This window comes from Ligilactobacillus agilis, assembly GCF_025311475.1.
Classification (GTDB): Bacteria; Bacillota; Bacilli; order Lactobacillales; family Lactobacillaceae; genus Ligilactobacillus; species Ligilactobacillus agilis.
Genome location: NZ_CP104397.1, coordinates 1,345,120 through 1,360,896, shown reverse-complemented (window position 1 = coordinate 1,360,896; position 15,777 = coordinate 1,345,120). Strand labels below are relative to the sequence as shown.

The 15,777-nt window shown below is 41.0% G+C and carries 18 protein-coding genes, 1 tRNA gene and 2 other annotated features; of the genes, 15 read left to right on the top strand and 4 right to left on the bottom strand.

The annotated features are described in order from the left end of the window. Positions 1 to 54 precede the first annotated feature (54 nt). The 3 genes from gndA (at position 55) to N4597_RS06775 (ending at position 3,875) form a co-directional block, all read left to right on the top strand. Positions 55 to 1,476, top strand: coding sequence for an NADP-dependent phosphogluconate dehydrogenase (gndA, locus tag N4597_RS06785; protein WP_260903049.1), 1,422 nt, complete (start codon positions 55 to 57; stop codon positions 1,474 to 1,476). A 199-nt stretch (positions 1,477 to 1,675) separates the two neighbouring features. Next, positions 1,676 to 2,362, top strand: coding sequence for a response regulator transcription factor (locus N4597_RS06780; RefSeq protein WP_050612450.1), 687 nt, complete (start codon positions 1,676 to 1,678; stop codon positions 2,360 to 2,362). A gap of 1 nt (position 2,363) precedes the next feature. After that, positions 2,364 to 3,875: a HAMP domain-containing sensor histidine kinase gene (locus tag N4597_RS06775; RefSeq protein ID WP_089144349.1), complete on the top strand. Its 1,512-nt coding sequence runs from the start codon at positions 2,364 to 2,366 to the stop codon at positions 3,873 to 3,875. A gap of 47 nt (positions 3,876 to 3,922) precedes the next feature. On the opposite strand, the gene yidC is transcribed toward N4597_RS06775, so the two are convergent. Together yidC and N4597_RS06765 are read right to left on the bottom strand one after the other, a co-directional pair. After that, positions 3,923 to 4,849, bottom strand: a complete 927-nt coding sequence (gene yidC, locus N4597_RS06770; RefSeq protein WP_056976520.1) for a membrane protein insertase YidC — start codon at positions 4,847 to 4,849, stop codon at positions 3,923 to 3,925. Between the two features lie 91 nt (positions 4,850 to 4,940). Beyond that, positions 4,941 to 5,216 (bottom strand): acylphosphatase, encoded by a 276-nt coding sequence (locus tag N4597_RS06765; protein WP_050612447.1) that lies wholly within the window; start codon positions 5,214 to 5,216, stop codon positions 4,941 to 4,943. Between the two features lie 103 nt (positions 5,217 to 5,319). Here N4597_RS06765 and N4597_RS06760 point away from each other — a divergent pair, with 103 nt between their 5' ends. The 5 genes from N4597_RS06760 to N4597_RS06740 all read left to right on the top strand — a co-directional run bounded on the left by N4597_RS06760 (position 5,320) and on the right by N4597_RS06740 (position 9,186). Beyond that, complete coding sequence (locus tag N4597_RS06760) at positions 5,320 to 6,477, top strand: hydroxymethylglutaryl-CoA synthase (RefSeq protein WP_056976521.1); 1,158 nt, start codon at positions 5,320 to 5,322, stop codon at positions 6,475 to 6,477. 209 nt (positions 6,478 to 6,686) lie between these two features. Further along, entirely contained in the window at positions 6,687 to 7,571 is an 885-nt protein-coding gene (locus tag N4597_RS06755) for an exonuclease SbcC (protein ID WP_260903047.1), read from the top strand. Continuing rightward, positions 7,564 to 8,541: a hypothetical protein gene (locus N4597_RS06750; protein WP_260903045.1), complete on the top strand. Its 978-nt coding sequence runs from the start codon at positions 7,564 to 7,566 to the stop codon at positions 8,539 to 8,541. The genes N4597_RS06755 and N4597_RS06750 overlap by 8 nt, the downstream gene beginning before the upstream one ends. Positions 8,542 to 8,543: 2 nt before the next feature. After that, complete coding sequence (locus N4597_RS06745) at positions 8,544 to 8,993, top strand: hypothetical protein (RefSeq protein ID WP_089144345.1); 450 nt, start codon at positions 8,544 to 8,546, stop codon at positions 8,991 to 8,993. A gap of 119 nt (positions 8,994 to 9,112) precedes the next feature. After that, positions 9,113 to 9,186, top strand: a tRNA-Arg gene (locus N4597_RS06740). Between the two features lie 123 nt (positions 9,187 to 9,309). Here the strand turns inward: N4597_RS06740 and asd are convergent. After that, positions 9,310 to 10,401 carry an aspartate-semialdehyde dehydrogenase gene (asd, locus tag N4597_RS06735; RefSeq protein ID WP_260903043.1) on the bottom strand — a complete coding sequence of 364 codons (1,092 nt, stop codon included), beginning with the start codon at positions 10,399 to 10,401 and terminating at the stop codon, positions 9,310 to 9,312. Between the two features lie 205 nt (positions 10,402 to 10,606). Further along, positions 10,607 to 10,688 (top strand) — a sequence feature (ribosomal protein L21 leader region). Positions 10,689 to 10,704: 16 nt separating this feature from the next. Here asd and rplU point away from each other — a divergent pair. The 3 genes from rplU to rpmA are packed head-to-tail and all read left to right on the top strand — an operon-like array spanning position 10,705 to position 11,659. Continuing rightward, entirely contained in the window at positions 10,705 to 11,013 is a 309-nt protein-coding gene (gene rplU / locus N4597_RS06730) for a 50S ribosomal protein L21 (protein ID WP_050612441.1), read from the top strand. 17 nt (positions 11,014 to 11,030) lie between these two features. Beyond that, on the top strand, positions 11,031 to 11,357 hold the full coding sequence (locus tag N4597_RS06725; RefSeq protein WP_172585733.1) for a ribosomal-processing cysteine protease Prp: 327 nt from the start codon (positions 11,031 to 11,033) through the stop codon (positions 11,355 to 11,357). Between the two features lie 20 nt (positions 11,358 to 11,377). Next, positions 11,378 to 11,659 carry a 50S ribosomal protein L27 gene (gene rpmA, locus N4597_RS06720; protein WP_050612439.1) on the top strand — a complete coding sequence of 94 codons (282 nt, stop codon included), beginning with the start codon at positions 11,378 to 11,380 and terminating at the stop codon, positions 11,657 to 11,659. A gap of 173 nt (positions 11,660 to 11,832) precedes the next feature. On the opposite strand, the gene N4597_RS06715 is transcribed toward rpmA, so the two are convergent. Continuing rightward, on the bottom strand, positions 11,833 to 12,789 hold the full coding sequence (locus N4597_RS06715) for a ketopantoate reductase family protein (RefSeq protein WP_089144343.1): 957 nt from the start codon (positions 12,787 to 12,789) through the stop codon (positions 11,833 to 11,835). A gap of 55 nt (positions 12,790 to 12,844) precedes the next feature. After that, positions 12,845 to 13,085: a binding site (T-box leader), on the bottom strand. A gap of 86 nt (positions 13,086 to 13,171) precedes the next feature. On the opposite strand from N4597_RS06715, the gene N4597_RS06710 reads away from it, so the two are divergent. The 4 genes from N4597_RS06710 to nusB all read left to right on the top strand — a co-directional run bounded on the left by N4597_RS06710 (position 13,172) and on the right by nusB (position 15,765). Continuing rightward, complete coding sequence (locus N4597_RS06710; protein ID WP_260903035.1) at positions 13,172 to 14,245, top strand: M24 family metallopeptidase; 1,074 nt, start codon at positions 13,172 to 13,174, stop codon at positions 14,243 to 14,245. Positions 14,246 to 14,337: 92 nt separating this feature from the next. After that, positions 14,338 to 14,895 carry an elongation factor P gene (gene efp / locus N4597_RS06705; protein ID WP_050612436.1) on the top strand — a complete coding sequence of 186 codons (558 nt, stop codon included), beginning with the start codon at positions 14,338 to 14,340 and terminating at the stop codon, positions 14,893 to 14,895. Between the two features lie 28 nt (positions 14,896 to 14,923). Further along, positions 14,924 to 15,355: an Asp23/Gls24 family envelope stress response protein gene (locus N4597_RS06700; RefSeq protein ID WP_050612435.1), complete on the top strand. Its 432-nt coding sequence runs from the start codon at positions 14,924 to 14,926 to the stop codon at positions 15,353 to 15,355. After that, positions 15,355 to 15,765, top strand: coding sequence for a transcription antitermination factor NusB (nusB, locus tag N4597_RS06695; RefSeq protein ID WP_050612434.1), 411 nt, complete (start codon positions 15,355 to 15,357; stop codon positions 15,763 to 15,765). The genes N4597_RS06700 and nusB overlap by 1 nt, the downstream gene beginning before the upstream one ends. The last annotated feature ends 12 nt before the right edge of the window (positions 15,766 to 15,777 follow it).

The following is a 15,777-nucleotide window of genomic DNA, read 5'->3' as shown; positions in this document are numbered from 1 at the left end:
TTTTTTTGGTATGATTAGCTAAGTAAATGTAGTAATTATGCGGGAGGTTTCAAAATGGATAAACCACAAATTGGTGTCATCGGAATGGCTGTTATGGGGAAGAATTTGGCTTTAAATATTGAAAGCCGGGGCTACACAGTGGCTGTTTATAACCGGACTGGTTCAAAGACAGAAAAGGTTGTAGCTGATCACCCAGACAAGAACTTGGTACCAAGTTATACAATCGAAGACTTTGTTAAATCACTAGAAAAGCCAAGACGAATTATTATGATGGTTAAGGCTGGTAAAGCAACTGACGCGACTATCAAGCAATTAATGCCTTACCTTGAAAAGGGTGACGTTTTAATTGATGGTGGTAATACCTTCTTTGAAGATACCATTCGCCGTAACCAAGAATTAGACAATTCTGATATTAACTTCATCGGTATGGGTGTTTCTGGTGGTGAAAAGGGCGCCTTAGAAGGACCATCATTGATGCCAGGTGGTCAAAAGGAAGCATACGACCTTGTCGCTCCAATTTTAGAACAAATTGCTGCTAAGGCTGAAGACGGTAAGCCATGTGTAACTTACATTGGGCCTAATGGTGCAGGGCACTATGTTAAGATGGTTCATAACGGGATTGAATACGGTGATATGGAATTAATCGCGGAATCATATAACTTGTTACGCAACGTATTGGGCTTGTCTAATGAAGAAATTGCCAAGATTTTCGAAGACTGGCGGTCTTCAGAGTTAAACAGTTACTTAATCGATATCACCGCTGACATCCTTACTCGTAAGGATGACTTAGGTAGTGATAAGCCAATCGTTGACATGATTTTGGACCGGGCTGGTAATAAGGGGACTGGTAAGTGGAGTTCCCAAAGTGCATTGGAATTAGGGGTACCACAATCCTTAATTACTGAATCAGTATATGCCCGCTATATTTCTACCTTTAAGGACGAACGGGTAGCTGCTAGTGAAGTTTTACCAGCACCTAAAGCTACAATCGGTGAATTAGATAAGCAAGCTTACATTGAAAAAATCCGCAAGGCATTGTACTTTAGCAAGATTATGTCATATGCACAAGGGTTTGAACAATTACGCTTGGCTTCAGAACACTATGATTGGGATTTGAAGTTTGGCCAATTGGCAATGATTTGGCGTGAAGGCTGCATTATTCGGGCCCAATTCCTTCAAAAGATTACGGATGCCTTTGAACGTAATGAGGATTTGAAGAACTTGATGTTAGATGACTACTTCAAGGATATTACCGCTAAGTACCAAGATGCCGTTAGAGATGTGGCTGCCTTAGCAATTAAAGCCGGCGTTGCTTGCCCTGGTTTTACAGCTGCAATTACTTACTACGATCAATATCGTTCTGCAGTCTTACCTGCTAATATTATCCAAGCTCAACGTGATTACTTTGGTGCTCATACTTATGAACGGACTGACCGTGAAGGTAGCTTCCACTACGAATGGTATCACGAAGAATAAAAATTGATGTTTAAACAAGAAGAGCTAGTTGTTAGGGCTGGCTCTTTTTGCTTTAATTGGGATTTTTTAATGAATTTATCCTACTAATGAGAATTATATATAGGAAAACCGGCAATAAAATGGTAAAATTGCAAATGTAGGTTAAAGAAAAGTAATAATCCAAACAAAAAGTTAATTAAAATTAGGAGGAAAACAATTAATGAGTAAAATTTTGATTATCGAAGATGAAAAAAACCTTGCTCGTTTTGTCGAATTAGAATTACAACACGAAGGCTACGACACATTTGCATGCAAAAATGGGCGTGAAGGCTTAGAGGTAGCGTTAGAAAAAGATTGGGATGCAATTTTGCTAGACTTAATGTTGCCAGAATTAAACGGGTTAGAAGTCTGCCGCCGTGTCCGCCAAGTAAAAAACACCCCAATTATTATGATGACTGCGCGTGACTCCGTTATTGACCGGGTTTCTGGCTTGGATCATGGTGCAGACGATTATATTGTTAAGCCATTTGCAATCGAAGAATTATTGGCTCGTTTACGCGCGGTATTACGGCGGGTAGATTTAGAAAGCGAACAAAATGCTTCTAAGCAAACTACCGTTACTTACCGTGACTTAACGATTGAAAAAGAAAACCGTGTGGTTCGTCGTGGCGATGAAATCATCGAATTAACTAAGCGTGAATACGAGTTATTATTAGCTTTGATGGAAAATGTTAACGTGGTCTTGGCACGTGACGTTTTACTTAAGAAGGTTTGGGGCTACGAGACTCAAATTGAAACAAATGTGGTAGATGTATATATCCGTTATCTACGCAACAAAATTGATCGACCAGGTGAAGATAGCTACATCCAAACTGTGCGTGGAACAGGATATGTAATGCGTTCCTAAGATGGAAGTAAGAAAAACTCCCCGCGAGGATAAGCACTTTTTTTCCCTGAAGTTAAAATGGTCGGTGGCGACAGGGCTAGGAGTGTTATTGATTTTCTTGGTCTTTTCGGTGCTACTTTATCAAAGTTTTTCCAGCTTGTTATTGCGACAAGAACAGCAGTATGCTAGTGAAGCATTATCGACTGCTATTAATAAGCTGGCTGTCAACGATAATGAACTTACGGCAGATAAAGTTAGGACTGATTTAAGTTCGGCTTTGGCAGAAGTTAGATCAACAGCGCGCCCATCAGTATTGTATAGTGATTCGGTCTTTGTGACTTTATCGCGTAAAAATATTGGTTTGAGTGTGTATAACCTGTCAGGGGATGAAATTTTTGCCTCGCGTAAGGTGCCTGTTAAGTTTCATAAGGATGGTTCTAATGTCGATCATCTAACTAAAATTGATGGGGTTAGTGTTTTTGTGACTAGCCAAGTGGTCAAGTCCAAAGCCACCCACCAAGTGATTGGTTATGTTCAAGTTACCAATAGGTTGATTGACTATGATAACACCAAGCGTAAGTTAATGTTAATCTTCCTTGTCTTTGGACTTACCGCTGCATTGGCGAGTGGGATGTTAGCCTATGGTTTATCTTCATGGCTCTTACGTCCGGTTGATCTTCTAAATGAGACAATCGGTAAGATTAATGACGACGAAGAAGGGGACGCCTTGGCCAATGTACGGGTACCGGTCTTAAACCAACACGATGAATTATCTGAGCTGAGTTTACTATTTAACGATATGTTAGATCGGATGCAACGCTACATCGAACAGCAGCAGCAATTTGTTGAGGACGTCTCCCATGAGTTGCGGACTCCTGTGGCCATCATTCAAGGCCATTTAGACCTGTTGAATCGCTGGGGAAAAGACGACCCTGAGATTTTAAGTGAATCGATTGCCGCTTCCTTACAAGAAATTACCCGCATGAAGAGTTTGGTTCAAGAGATGTTAGATTTGTCGCGGGCCGAACAAGTGGAAGTTCAGTTTGCCCAAGAGGAGACAGATGCACGTGAGGTCGGTTTGCAGGTCTTTAATAACTTTCAAATGATACATCCCGAATTTACTTTTGTACTTGATAATGACTTGAAAAAACCAACCATTACCAAGATTTATCGGAATCACTTAGAACAAGTTCTAATTATTTTGATGGATAATGCGGTTAAGTATTCACGGGAACGCAAGGAAGTTCATATGACGATGGCGAAAGACCAACGCCACGTTCAAATAGTAGTTCAAGATTTTGGTGAAGGTATTTCTGAAGAAAACCTAGCTAAGATATTTGACCGCTTCTACCGGGTTGATAAAGCACGTAGTCGTGACAAGGGTGGTAATGGCTTAGGCTTAGCGATTGCTCGCAGACTAATTGAAGGTTATCATGGTAAATTAGCTGTTGAAAGTGTTGTTAACCAGGGGTCTGTTTTTAGAATAACGTTACCTTTGGTTACAGAACCTAAAGAAACTGAAAATAAAGCTTAAAAAAATCCGATTCCCATTTGGGAGTCGGATTTTTTTAGTGCTACTTTTTACTTATGCTTATGTCTTTGCTTACCGGCATTGCGCTTTCGATTATGGGTTTTAGGAGCACTAGCCTTAGCTGGTTGCTTAACGACAGTTGGTTGGCTTTCTTTAGCAATCACCGTTTTAGCAGGTTTGGCTTTAAGTTCTGCTTCAATGTTAGCCCGAATGCGCGGACGCATGATGTTAATTAACAGAGTTTGGATACATGCGAAAATCCCCCCAACAAAGAAGTAAAGTCCTAAACCGGCTGGAGAAATGTAAGTCATAAAGGCCAACATTACGGGGCTGACAATCATCATAGAAGACATTTGCTTCTTTTGTTCTTCGGAAACGCCTTGAAGTGACAACCAGCCTTGGAGTGCGTAGATTAAGAAAGTCAAAATCACAAAGGTAAAACTTCGTTGCCCCAAGTTAATTCCGTAAAAGGTCGACTTAGATAGTAATTCGGAATACTGGATAGCGGCATAGAGGGCGGCAAAGATTGGCATTTGGATAAGCAATGGTAAGCAACCAATTCCGCCCGTCATCGAAATGTTGTTTTCTTTGTATAAGGCCATCATTTCTTGACTAATTTGGGCACGCTCTTCAGGGGTTTTGGCTTCCTTTTGACGCTTTTGGATATCATTTAATTGAGGTCTAATTGAGCCGAGTTTTTCTTGTTGAATCGTGCTCTTTTTTAACTGACTGAGCATAACCGGCATCAAAACTAAGCGGACAATAAAGGTGATTAAGATAATAGCCCAACCGTAGCTATTACCGCTCCCCCCTAGCCAGTTAGAGAGGGCATCCATAATATGTTGTGTTGGGACAGCTAACTTTTCATACACGAAACCGTATGGTTTACCACTAGCTGTTCGTTGGACACAGCCACTTAGAAATAGGCTGACCATGACGAATAGTGAGCCTAATGTTAAATATTTTTTTCTTTTCATTGTTCATTCCCTTTCAAAATAGACTACCGTCTTTAACTATACTGTAAGCTTGTTTTTTTTGCAATCGCGGTAGGCTGAGAAAAGGGAATTTTTAATAAAATTCGACCCGAAAATCTTGATAGTCCTTAGGTTTCATTTCGGTGACCGAAACGTGGTCAACGTGTCCGGCCGGACTGGGACCAGCTTTAATCTGGCTGATGAATTTATATAGGGTTAGCGGTTCTGCTTGGGCTTCGATGTAAACAGAGCCATCAACTCGATTTTTGACAAAACCGACTACGCCTAGTTCGTCAGCCACCTGCTTGGTCATATAGCGAAAACCGACACCTTGTACGATGCCAAAGACAGTTAACTTTGCAGCTTGCATAGCAATCCCTCCCGTATGCTTGTTTACCTTTATACTAACACATGCTAAGTGAAATGTGGCATAATAGAAAAAGATTATTCTTTATAGAAAGCAGGACAAATAAATGAAAATCGGAATTGATAAGATTGGCTTTGCCACTTCTAATTTGTATGTTGATATGACAGAATTGGCAGAGGCACGAAATGTTGATCCCAATAAATATTTAATCGGAATTGGTCAAAGTAAAATGGCAGTAATTCCGCCTAGTCAAGACGTGGTTACCCTGGCTGCTAGTGCTGCTAGTAAAATCTTAACGGCCGACGACAAAGACCAGGTAGAACTAGTCTTGTTTGCAACCGAATCTGGGGTAGATAATTCTAAGTCTGCAGCTGCTTATCTCAGCGAATTACTAGGTTTAAAGGCCAATATTCGGGCAATTGAATTAAAACAAGCTTGTTATGGGGCCACGGCCGGCCTCCAACTTGCCAAGGGACACATTGCACTAAATCCGCAAAGCAAGGTACTAGTTATTGGGGCAGACATTGCCCGCTATGGGTTAAATACGCCTGGTGAGCCAACCCAAGGGGGCGGGGCAGTTGCACTGTTAGTGACTGCTAACCCTAGGATTTTGGCATTAGAAGAGGATGCTAGCTACTTAACTAAAGACATTATGGATTTCTGGAGACCCTTAGGGCATATGGAAGCTTTAGTAGATGGTAAATATTCTTCTAATGTTTATTTGGACTTTTTCCAAGAAGTTTTTTCCGCTTACCAATCAAAGACCGGCTTACAGTTACAGGATTTTGCTGCCCTCTTATTCCATTTACCTTATACCAAGATGGGCTTGAAGGCCTTGCGCTTAGCGATTGAAGGAGCAGATGATCAGATTGCTACCCACTTGAGTCATGAATTTGAAGCAGCCCGCAGCTACAACCGCCAGGTGGGCAACCTCTATACCGGCTCGCTATACTTAAGTTTACTGTCACTACTAGAAAATAGTGACAGCTTACGGGCAGGCCAGCGGTTAGGGTTGTTTAGCTATGGCTCAGGGGCCGAAGGTGAATTTTATAGTGGCATCTTGCAACCAGGTTTTGAACGGATGTTATGCGGACATGCTGCCGCTTTGAAAGCTAGAACTAAGGTTAGTGTTGCCGAATACGAACAGCTCTATAAGGCTGGCCTAACCTTAGCAGCTGACATTGATTTTGATTGGCAAAATGATGCTTCAGCCTACGTTTTAACTGGCATCAAAGCTAACCAACGCCAATACTTAGCCAAATAATGTTGAATTTCTCCTTTGACTGAAAAAGTTAAGGGGGATTTTTTGATAGGACAAAGTTACTAACATAAATTAGTAAGTATTTTAGAAATTAAATTTAAAAATTTAGTGGTCAAAGATTGCGAAATGTTAGTTTTGTTTGTAATATGAATTATAAGGAAGAAATTTATGGGAATTTAGAAATAATTCTTAAAGAATAAGAGGAGATACGGATGGCGAATACAAATCAATTTAGTTTATCTGACCCCAAGCAGACTCAAGCTACGTTGGCTGGCGCACTTGCTAACAAGATTAAGTATTTACAAACCTTGGAAGAAGCAATTGCTAACAAAGATGATCGACTGGTCTATCAGTTAATTGATGGTGGTCGCTACGCCAAGGAGATTACCAGGGCCCGCCATGTCGGTGGGGATGAAAATGAACAATTAATCTATGACGTTCATCCTGAAATCAGCGATTTCTTAAGTCATAAATTAATTGCTTACCTACGAGAAATCTACCCGTTCTTTTACTTTGAAGAAACTGCCGTAGGGAAATTTCAAATTTACTTTGGTAATTGGTGGGGAAGACGGGTCTTTGGCAAACTGGACGTCTTAAACGTGAAGTTTATCTTTGATGAAGGTGAATATGGTAAGTTAGCCCGGGCCTTTGCTTTAGAAGCTGAAAATAAGCGGCTCAATAGTGATAAGATTAAGCAGATTTCAGAGGAAAGCGACCGCCTGCAGGCCTTAATTGATGACCAGGATAAACGTGATGCTAAAAAGGAAGAGCTGCGTGAAGAGATGAAAAGGACTAACCAGGAGCGGTCAGGTTTTTGGAAGGCAGCAGAGCAAAAAGAAGCTAAACAAAGGCTAGTTGAAGAACTGACTGAGTTAGCAGAGTTAGACGAAAAAGCCAATCGTGCTTATAAACAGATTCGGGAAAACGAAGAAAAGGTGCTAGCCTTGTCTAAAGAGGACACCTTAATCGGTTACGAAAAACAAAGTATTGTTGCTAAGTTTGGCAGCTTCGAAATGTTTGAAGATAAGGTGGCATCCTTATACCGCGATTATATTGCCGATTTAATTGCTACTAAGGGGGTGAGAGCAGATGACTGAAACTAAGAATGAAACAACTGTATTTTATCCCGATGGCCACCATGAGACTAAGGGGCATGCTGCCTCACTCACGGCTAAGGGACGGTTAATTGAATATAATCAGCAATTAAAAGCTAACTTAGCCGCCGGAATAAGGTTTACGGAAATCTTGGATGTCCTAAGTGAGACCAAGGATACTGACGAGTTGCTTGAAGCAGCTTTGGCTTTAAGCACTTATCAATTAGACAGTGCTTACCTGGTCTATCCACAGCAATATAGTAAGTCTGACTTTTATTTAATTTTTCTTCAACGCCTACTACAATTACACCAAGCAAACACAATGATTTTAGAATCGAGTGAGCGTAAAAAAGAATTGCACCACAGTTTTGAAGGAATCAGTCAGGCTGGTTACTTTTTATTTGCAACTAGTGAAACTGACCCAGCTGGGGCTTACTATTACGAAAAGGAAACGGAGCAGCGCCTATTTTACATTAACTTTAAGCGCCACTTGTTGAGCTTTAACTCACAGGCACTGACGAACTTGCTGGTTGTTAACTACGGCAAACGTTACCAGTTTAAGGCAATCAAGAACTTAGCTAACTTATTAATTGCAGTTGGTAAGTGTTTCAAAGAAGACTACGGCTACGAAGTAGATTTTAGCTACCTCGATGCTGCTAACCAAGCGCTCTATCCTTTAACTAGCTCTAAGCTACCACAACAAGCTCTAGACCGTTTATTCATTAAGGCCTCGCAAGCCGGGTATATGTTGACCACGGGGATTGATGGGGAAGCCATCCTGGACTTAGGACCAACCATCCGGTTAAGCTTATTTGCCCACAGTGAAAATACTTGGGTAATGCAGGTTCAAGATCAAGCTAACTGCTTATCGTGGTTAGATTTATTATTTAAGTATGAATTCTTAAAAGATTGGTACTTGGAAAATCTAGACACAATCGAAATTAGGACGGATAACCGTTATTTTAAGGGGTAATCATGGATATCACGAAAATGTTAACCTTTGCGCGTAACTATCCCCTACGGCCATTGGTTCCAAGTAAGACTTTTAGTGAAAAGGAACAGCTGGCGGGACAATATGTCTTGGTCATTTACTATTTGGGCCAATTAATGGGGAGCATACAAGCTAATCAAGCTGCTTTACAAGCCTATTGTAATGCCTTACAAGCCTTTTTGCAGATTGCAAACGAACGTAAGTGGACTTATAAGATGCTAGTTGATGATGAGCTACTTGCGCAAATTGAGCAAAAGTGGGCGAGCCAATCACTAAATACCGTTTATTTAATTTTAGAGCAACAATTAAATAAAAGTTACTTTGAAAATAATCAAGCTGCCTTTGTGCACGCTTGGCATATTTTCTTGAAATTTGGCTTAGTTGATTTAGGTTTTACAGCTGGCGAAATTGAAGCGCAATATTTACAAGCTTAGAAATAACAAACTGAAAGGGTGCCTTATCAAGGCATCTTTTTGTTTGGGGCTAACTTTTTTGAAAAAATAATTGACATGCCAAAATAAATACAATACAATAAATATTGTTGTTGAGTAATGGATCGGTAGCTCAGCTGGATAGAGCATCCGCCTTCTAAGCGGACGGTCGAGAGTTCGAATCTCTCCCGATTCATTAAATTGCATACAGAGTAGAGAGGTAAGCTTGGCTTGCCTCTTTATTTTTTAGCTGCCCAAAATAAAAAGACGGACTAACTTGATTTTTTAGCAAGCAAGTTAGTCCGTCTTTTAGTAATAGTTATTTTTTAGTAATGTAACCTTGGGCGGTTAGTAGTTCTGCGCTCAAGACACCACCACCAGCAGCACCACGGGCAGTGTTGTGTGAAAGTCCGACGAACTTCCAGTCGTAAACAGAGTCCTTACGCAAGCGTCCAATGGAAATACCCATCCCATTTTCGAAGTTGACGTCCTTAGCGACTTGAGGACGGTCATCTTCAGAAAGGTATTGGATGAATTGCTTAGGGGCACTTGGGAGGTTTAGGCTTTGTGGTAAACCTTGGTAGGATTCAAGGGCAGCCACTAGTTCTTCTTTAGTAGGATTTTGTTTAAACTTAACAAAAACCGTAGCAGTGTGTCCATAAAGGATTGGGACCCGAATACATTGGCTTGTAATTACGGGACTAGTAGCGGGGACGATTTCTCCCTTAGCTTCATCCAGTTGACCCCAAATCTTTAGTGGTTCCTTTTCTGATTTTTCTTCTTCACCGGAAATAAATGGAATGATGTTGCCCTTCATTTCTGGCCAATCATCAAAGTTTTTACCGGCACCTGAAATTGCTTGGTAAGTAGAAGCAATCACTTCGTAAGGTTCGAATTTTAACCAGGCAGAAAGGGCAGGGGCATAGCTTTGAATAGAGCAGTTAGGTTTAACCGCAATGAAGCCCCGCTTGGTTCCCAACCGTTTGCGTTGGTAGTCGATGACCTTAAAGTGCTCAGGATTGATTTCTGGTACGACCATTGGCACATCTGGTGTCCAACGGTGGGCACTATTATTAGAAACTACAGGTGTTTCTGTTTTAGCATAGGCTTCTTCGATGGCTTTGATTTCATCTTTTGACATGCTGACAGCGGAAAAGACGAAGTCAACTTGAGCAGCGACTTTTTCAACTTCGCTGACATCTAAGATTTTTAAGTCCTTAATGGCTTCAGGAATAGGGGTTTCCATTTTCCAGCGGCCGTCAACAGCTTGGGCATAAGTCTTACCCGCACTACGAGGGCTAGCAGCTAAAGTAGTTACCTCAAACCAGGGGTGATTTTCAAGCATGGCCACAAAGCGTTGGCCAACCATTCCAGTGGCGCCTAAAACGCCGACTCTTAACTTTTCATTCATCTACAGTTCCTCATTTCTGTAATAAAAAGTTGGCAGTCTCCTACCTTATTAATGAATATCTTAGAATATTTTTATCTTAAAAACAAGTTTTTAAGATTGGTTTTTAAATTGAAAAAGCAGCGTGAAAAAAATCAGTTTTAAATCACAAAACTGCTTGACGTTTAGATAAATATTTGATAAGCTATCAATGTTGTATTTGTGCATGTCACAGCTGCAACCGCTCGTTTTAAGTTTTCTAAGCATTTGCTAAGGCAAATCACTACATTACGGCGAGTCTAAGTATAAACAAGGAGGTGCACATTAATGTACGCAATTATTAAGACAGGTGGTAAGCAACTTAAGGTAGAAGCTGGTCAAGCTATCTACGTTGAAAAGTTGGCTGCTAATGCAGGTGAAACAGTTACTTTTGATCAAGTAGTTTTCGTTGGTGGTGAAAAGACTGTTATTGGTACACCATTAGTTGAAGGTGCTACTGTTACAGGTACTGTTGAAAAGCAAGGCCGTGCTAAGAAAGTTGTTACTTTCAAGTACAAGCCTAAGAAGCACTCACACACAAAGAAGGGTCACCGTCAACCTTACACTAAGGTTGTTATCGATGCAATCAACGCTTAATTTAAAGAAGAGATTACATGATACATGCAAAGTTTACTAAGAAGGGTGATTTAATCACTGCCTTCGAAATGTACGGGCATGCCGGTTATGCCGACTCTGGCTTTGACATTGTGTGTGCGGCTGTTTCCGTTTTGGCGATTAATACGGTTAATAGTTTGGAGCAACTTGTTAAGATTAAACCCCTGGTGGTAGAGGATTCGACTGAAGGTGGTTTTTTACGCTTAGAGGTTGGAACGAAAGATCTTGACAAACCGGGTGTTCAAATTTTATTAGCTGCATTAGAGCTTGGGATCAGCGATTTAGTCAAGCAAGCAGAATATCAGAAATATATTAGTTTAGATTAGTTTCCGGGAGGTGCACTGATATGTTATTGAACCTACAATACTTCGCCCACAAAAAGGGGGGCGGTTCCACAGCTAACGGTCGTGACTCACGTTCAAAGCGTTTAGGCGCAAAGCGTGCTGACGGTCAAACTGTTACAGGTGGTTCAATCCTTTACCGTCAACGTGGTACTCGTATTTACCCAGGGGTTAACGTTGGTATGGGTGGCGACAACACTTTATTTGCTAAAGTTGATGGTGTCGTTAAATTCGAACGTAAAGGCCGCGACAAGAAACAAGTTTCAGTTTACCCTGTTGCTGAATAATTAAATTGGTAGTCCTTTGAAGACCTTGGTTGAACAAGGTTTTCAAAGGACTATTTTTTATGGTTTATCAAAATGGGGACATGTTAGGGACATTTTTCTTAGTAAACAAAAACTTCCTTTAGAGTAAGGTGTTTTAGGACCTACTCTAAAGGAAGTTTATTTGTAGGTTATGCCTAGTTTTGGCGTTGTTGGCGGGTATGTTCCGCTAGGTGCACGAGGTTGGTTAAGAAGGCGTGGGTATGTGCTTCGTAGTTGTACTTACGCCCTAAGTCGACTAGGTAGCCGTTGATGTAGTCAACTTCGGTCGGACGATTTTTACTCATATCTTGATACATGGAAGGATAGTGAAGCGGGTTAGCTACCTTACTTACGTAGTTAACGGTGTCTAGTTCTTCTTGACGGCTGTTTAACATTTTAACGCCCGCACGTTCGCAAACATCATAGGCTTCGTTAATCAACGCTAATGATAGTTCGTCTGCTTTTTCAAAGGCGGCGTATTCACCCATAGTGATTTCAAAGAGGGTACATAAGGTATTAACCACGGAATTGAAAACCACTTTAGCCATGAGGGTTCCCTGGAAATTAGTAGTCAAGGTTGGATTAATATTGGCTTTGGCTAATTCGGCTACGACTTTATGGGTCATTTCGTCTGGTTCTTCCGTGTAATTGGCTAGGTTCATTGAGCCTGCGCCAACTTTGCCGACAAAGTCGACTTCGCCAGGGGCTTTGAGGATAGTGGCAATGAGGGCGGTCCCAGCAATTAACTTGCTACCGTCAAAGTAGTTCAACAGTTTTTCAACGTGGCCCATGCCGTTCATACCGGTAAGTACGTATTGGTCAGGAGTGAAGAAGTGCTTGCACCTTTCGAGCATATCAGCCAGTTGCATTTGCTTCAAAAAGAAAATTAAAACATCGGCGTCAGTATTAGTATATTCTTCGGGGGTATAAACCTTAACAGGGACTAAGTGGCGATTTTGGCGATCGCGGGTAACATAGACGCCCCCATTTTCTTTCATTTTATTAACGTGGGGCTCCCAGGCATCGACAAATTCTACTTCATTTCCTGCTTCTTGTAATAAGACCCCGTAACGTAATCCCATTGCACCTGCACCAACAACTGTAAACTTCATAAAAATCAACCTCTTTCTTGAATTTTGGCTATAAAAAAAGCCCTTAGCTAATAAGCTAAAGGACGTCTAGACGTGTTACCACCTTTTATTCGCTGTTAGTTCGCACTAACAACCTCGGAATGTAGCTGTGTTTTAACTACACCAAGCTGTAATGGGCTTGTTCCCACCGCTAGCTACTGATTTCACCGCGGAACTCAAAGTGATATTCGCTTTATCAATAACTATCCCCTTGCAGCAACCGGGACTCTCTGTAAGTTATCTATAATAAAGTTACTGGTCTTTTTCTACGTTTTATAACCGTTATTTAATTTTAATTAAATTATACACACAGTTAAAATTAATGCAAGTCTAAAAAAAGAAAAATGTTATAATTTAAAATGAGGTGGTAAAGATGAAAGACAGAGTTGAAAAATTACGCTTAGAAATGGCACGGGCTAGTGTCGACTGTTTTTTGGTGACGGAACCTGCAAATATTTTTTATTTTAGTGGCTTCACGGGCGATGATGGCCTCTTACTAATTACCGAACAAAATAAGTATGTGATTACGGATGCTCGGTTTGAACTACAGTTAAAAAAGCAGGCAGAAACTTGGCAACACGTGATTACACGTAATTATTTACAGGCAGCATGTGAATTGGTAGCAAAAGAAAAATTAGTGGCCCTAGGGTTCGAAGCGCAGCTACCCTACTGGCAATACGACTACCTGGATGAAAACTTAACTAGCGATTTAGTGGCCTTGCCTAACCTGTTAGAAAAGATTCGCTCAGTTAAGGATAGAGACGAAATCGTAAAGATTAAGGCTGCTTGTAAACTGGCGGGTCAAAGCTATGACTACTTGCTAACTAAATTTCAGCAAAGTACTCAATGGACGGAACGCCAGCTAGCAACAGAGCTAGATTACTTTATGAAGAGTAATGGGGCTAGTGATAAGTCCTTTGAAACAATTGTGGCAAGTGGGCTCCGTACGGCTTGGCCCCACGGAACTGCTAGCGATAAGTTAGTAAAAAAAGGTGACCTAATTACGTTGGATTACGGTTACTACCTAAACGGCTACACTTCCGATGTCACTAGGACCTTTGCTTATGGTAGCCAACCGGCAGAAGTACGAACAATCTACCAGGTAGTTGATGAGGCCCGGGCCCTAACAATTCAAGCCATTAAGGCAGGAGTCAGTGGTAAAGAGTTGGATCGGATTGGCCGGGATTTTATTTCACAGGCTGGCTACGGGGAGTTTTTCAACCACGGGATGGGTCATGGAATTGGACTTAGCATCCATGAATTACCTAATGTTGGTGCGCGTTATGATGATGTATTACAGGCGGGGCAAGTAATTACCATTGAGCCAGGGATTTACTTACCAAATATAGGGGGAGTTAGGATTGAGGATGATATCTTGGTTACAGAAGCCGGGTATGAAATCCTAACAAACTTTGGGAGAAACTACCAAGAGCTATAAAATGGCTTGCAATTAGGGGTTAGTTCTTGCTATTATGGAGTGTATGGAAGAATCTGTCTTAGTTAAGAACGGATAAAAATGAGGAGGATCTTATGATTTCAGTTAATGATTTCAAAAATGGTTTGACCATCCAAGTTGATGGTGAATTATGGCGTGTGGTTGAATTCCAACATGTTAAGCCTGGTAAGGGGAGTGCCTTTGTACGTTCTAAGTTGAAGAACTTGCGTAACGGTGGGGTTCAAGAAAAGACTTTCCGTGCAGGTGAAAAAGTTGAACAAGCACAAATCGACCGCAAGAAGATGCAATATCTTTATGCCGATGGCGACAACTATGTCTTCATGGATACAGAAACATATGAACAACTTGAATTACCAGGTGCACGGATTCAAGACGAATTGAAGTACTTGAAAGAAAACATGGTGGTAAGCATCATTATGTTTGGTTCCGAAACTTTAGGGGTTGAATTACCTAACACAGTTGACCTTGAAGTTAAGGAAACAGAACCTGGTATTCGGGGCGATACTTCTTCAGGTGGTTCCAAGCCAGCAACAATGGAAACTGGTTTAGTTGTTCAAGTGCCATTCTTCGTTAACGAAGGAGATATTTTAACAATTAATACCGCTGATGGTACTTATATTTCACGTGCCTAGTTAGCTATTTGCAAGGGAGGTTTTTGTTTTGGCTGAAGATAATAAAATTGTCTTGGCAAGTAACGAACCTAGTTTAGGCGAAGTGCGGATTGCCCCAGAAGTTATTGAAGTGATTATTGGGATTGCCGCTAATAAGGTGGAAGGCGTTTATTCAATGCGAGGTTCGCTTGCCAATAGTTTTTCTGAATTATTTGGTCGTCAAAGCCGTGGTAAGGGTGTTAAATTAGACCAAACTAACGGTGAATTAAAGGTAGACGTTTATGCTTTCTTAAACTATGGGGTGTCTGTACCTAAAGTAGCTTTAGCAATTCAAGAAAAAGTAAGGCAACAGGTCTTGTTTATGACTGGTTTAGAACTAACTCAAGTTGATGTCCACATCCAAGGGGTCGTTCCTGAGAAGCAAGAACCAACTGTTGATCCGAATAATTTGTTTGGCGAAGAAGACGGAGAGAAGAAATAGTGACTATTAATAGACATGAAGTGCGGGTTTTAGCTTTTCAAGCTCTGTTTGCTTTAAGCAGTAATCCCGAAGCTGATATTCGAGCTGTCTGTGATGAATTAGTGGCACAATTAACTTCAGCAGATGAAGTAGTCGTGCCCCCTTACCTGTACGAATTAGTTGAAGGGGTTATTACTAACCAAGCACAACTTGATGCTGAAATCGAAAAATACTTGAATGCTAAGTGGTCGATAGCTCGGTTGAATAAGACTGACTTATTGATTTTACGCTTGGCGACTTACGAAATGCTATTTGTAGAAGCTGTTCCCGCTAAAGTGGCGTTAAATGAAGCTTTACAACTAGCAAAAGAGTTTAGTGATGATAAGTCTCGCCGGTTTATCAACGGGGTCTTGTCAAACTTGCTTAAATAATGATAATGGGAG

Excerpts from the sequence above, each read along its gene's own strand:
- gndA (WP_260903049.1), top strand. The coding sequence starts at position 55 with ATGGATAAACCACAAATTGGTGTCATCGGAATGGCTGTTATGGGGAAG.
- N4597_RS06780 (WP_050612450.1), top strand. The coding sequence starts at position 1,676 with ATGAGTAAAATTTTGATTATCGAAGATGAAAAAAACCTTGCTCGTTTT.
- N4597_RS06775 (WP_089144349.1), top strand. The coding sequence starts at position 2,364 with ATGGAAGTAAGAAAAACTCCCCGCGAGGATAAGCACTTTTTTTCCCTG.
- yidC (WP_056976520.1), bottom strand. The coding sequence starts at position 4,849 with ATGAAAAGAAAAAAATATTTAACATTAGGCTCACTATTCGTCATGGTC.
- N4597_RS06765 (WP_050612447.1), bottom strand. The coding sequence starts at position 5,216 with ATGCAAGCTGCAAAGTTAACTGTCTTTGGCATCGTACAAGGTGTCGGT.
- N4597_RS06760 (WP_056976521.1), top strand. The coding sequence starts at position 5,320 with ATGAAAATCGGAATTGATAAGATTGGCTTTGCCACTTCTAATTTGTAT.
- N4597_RS06755 (WP_260903047.1), top strand. The coding sequence starts at position 6,687 with ATGGCGAATACAAATCAATTTAGTTTATCTGACCCCAAGCAGACTCAA.
- N4597_RS06750 (WP_260903045.1), top strand. The coding sequence starts at position 7,564 with ATGACTGAAACTAAGAATGAAACAACTGTATTTTATCCCGATGGCCAC.
- N4597_RS06745 (WP_089144345.1), top strand. The coding sequence starts at position 8,544 with ATGGATATCACGAAAATGTTAACCTTTGCGCGTAACTATCCCCTACGG.
- asd (WP_260903043.1), bottom strand. The coding sequence starts at position 10,401 with ATGAATGAAAAGTTAAGAGTCGGCGTTTTAGGCGCCACTGGAATGGTT.
- rplU (WP_050612441.1), top strand. The coding sequence starts at position 10,705 with ATGTACGCAATTATTAAGACAGGTGGTAAGCAACTTAAGGTAGAAGCT.
- N4597_RS06725 (WP_172585733.1), top strand. The coding sequence starts at position 11,031 with ATGATACATGCAAAGTTTACTAAGAAGGGTGATTTAATCACTGCCTTC.
- rpmA (WP_050612439.1), top strand. The coding sequence starts at position 11,378 with ATGTTATTGAACCTACAATACTTCGCCCACAAAAAGGGGGGCGGTTCC.
- N4597_RS06715 (WP_089144343.1), bottom strand. The coding sequence starts at position 12,789 with ATGAAGTTTACAGTTGTTGGTGCAGGTGCAATGGGATTACGTTACGGG.
- efp (WP_050612436.1), top strand. The coding sequence starts at position 14,338 with ATGATTTCAGTTAATGATTTCAAAAATGGTTTGACCATCCAAGTTGAT.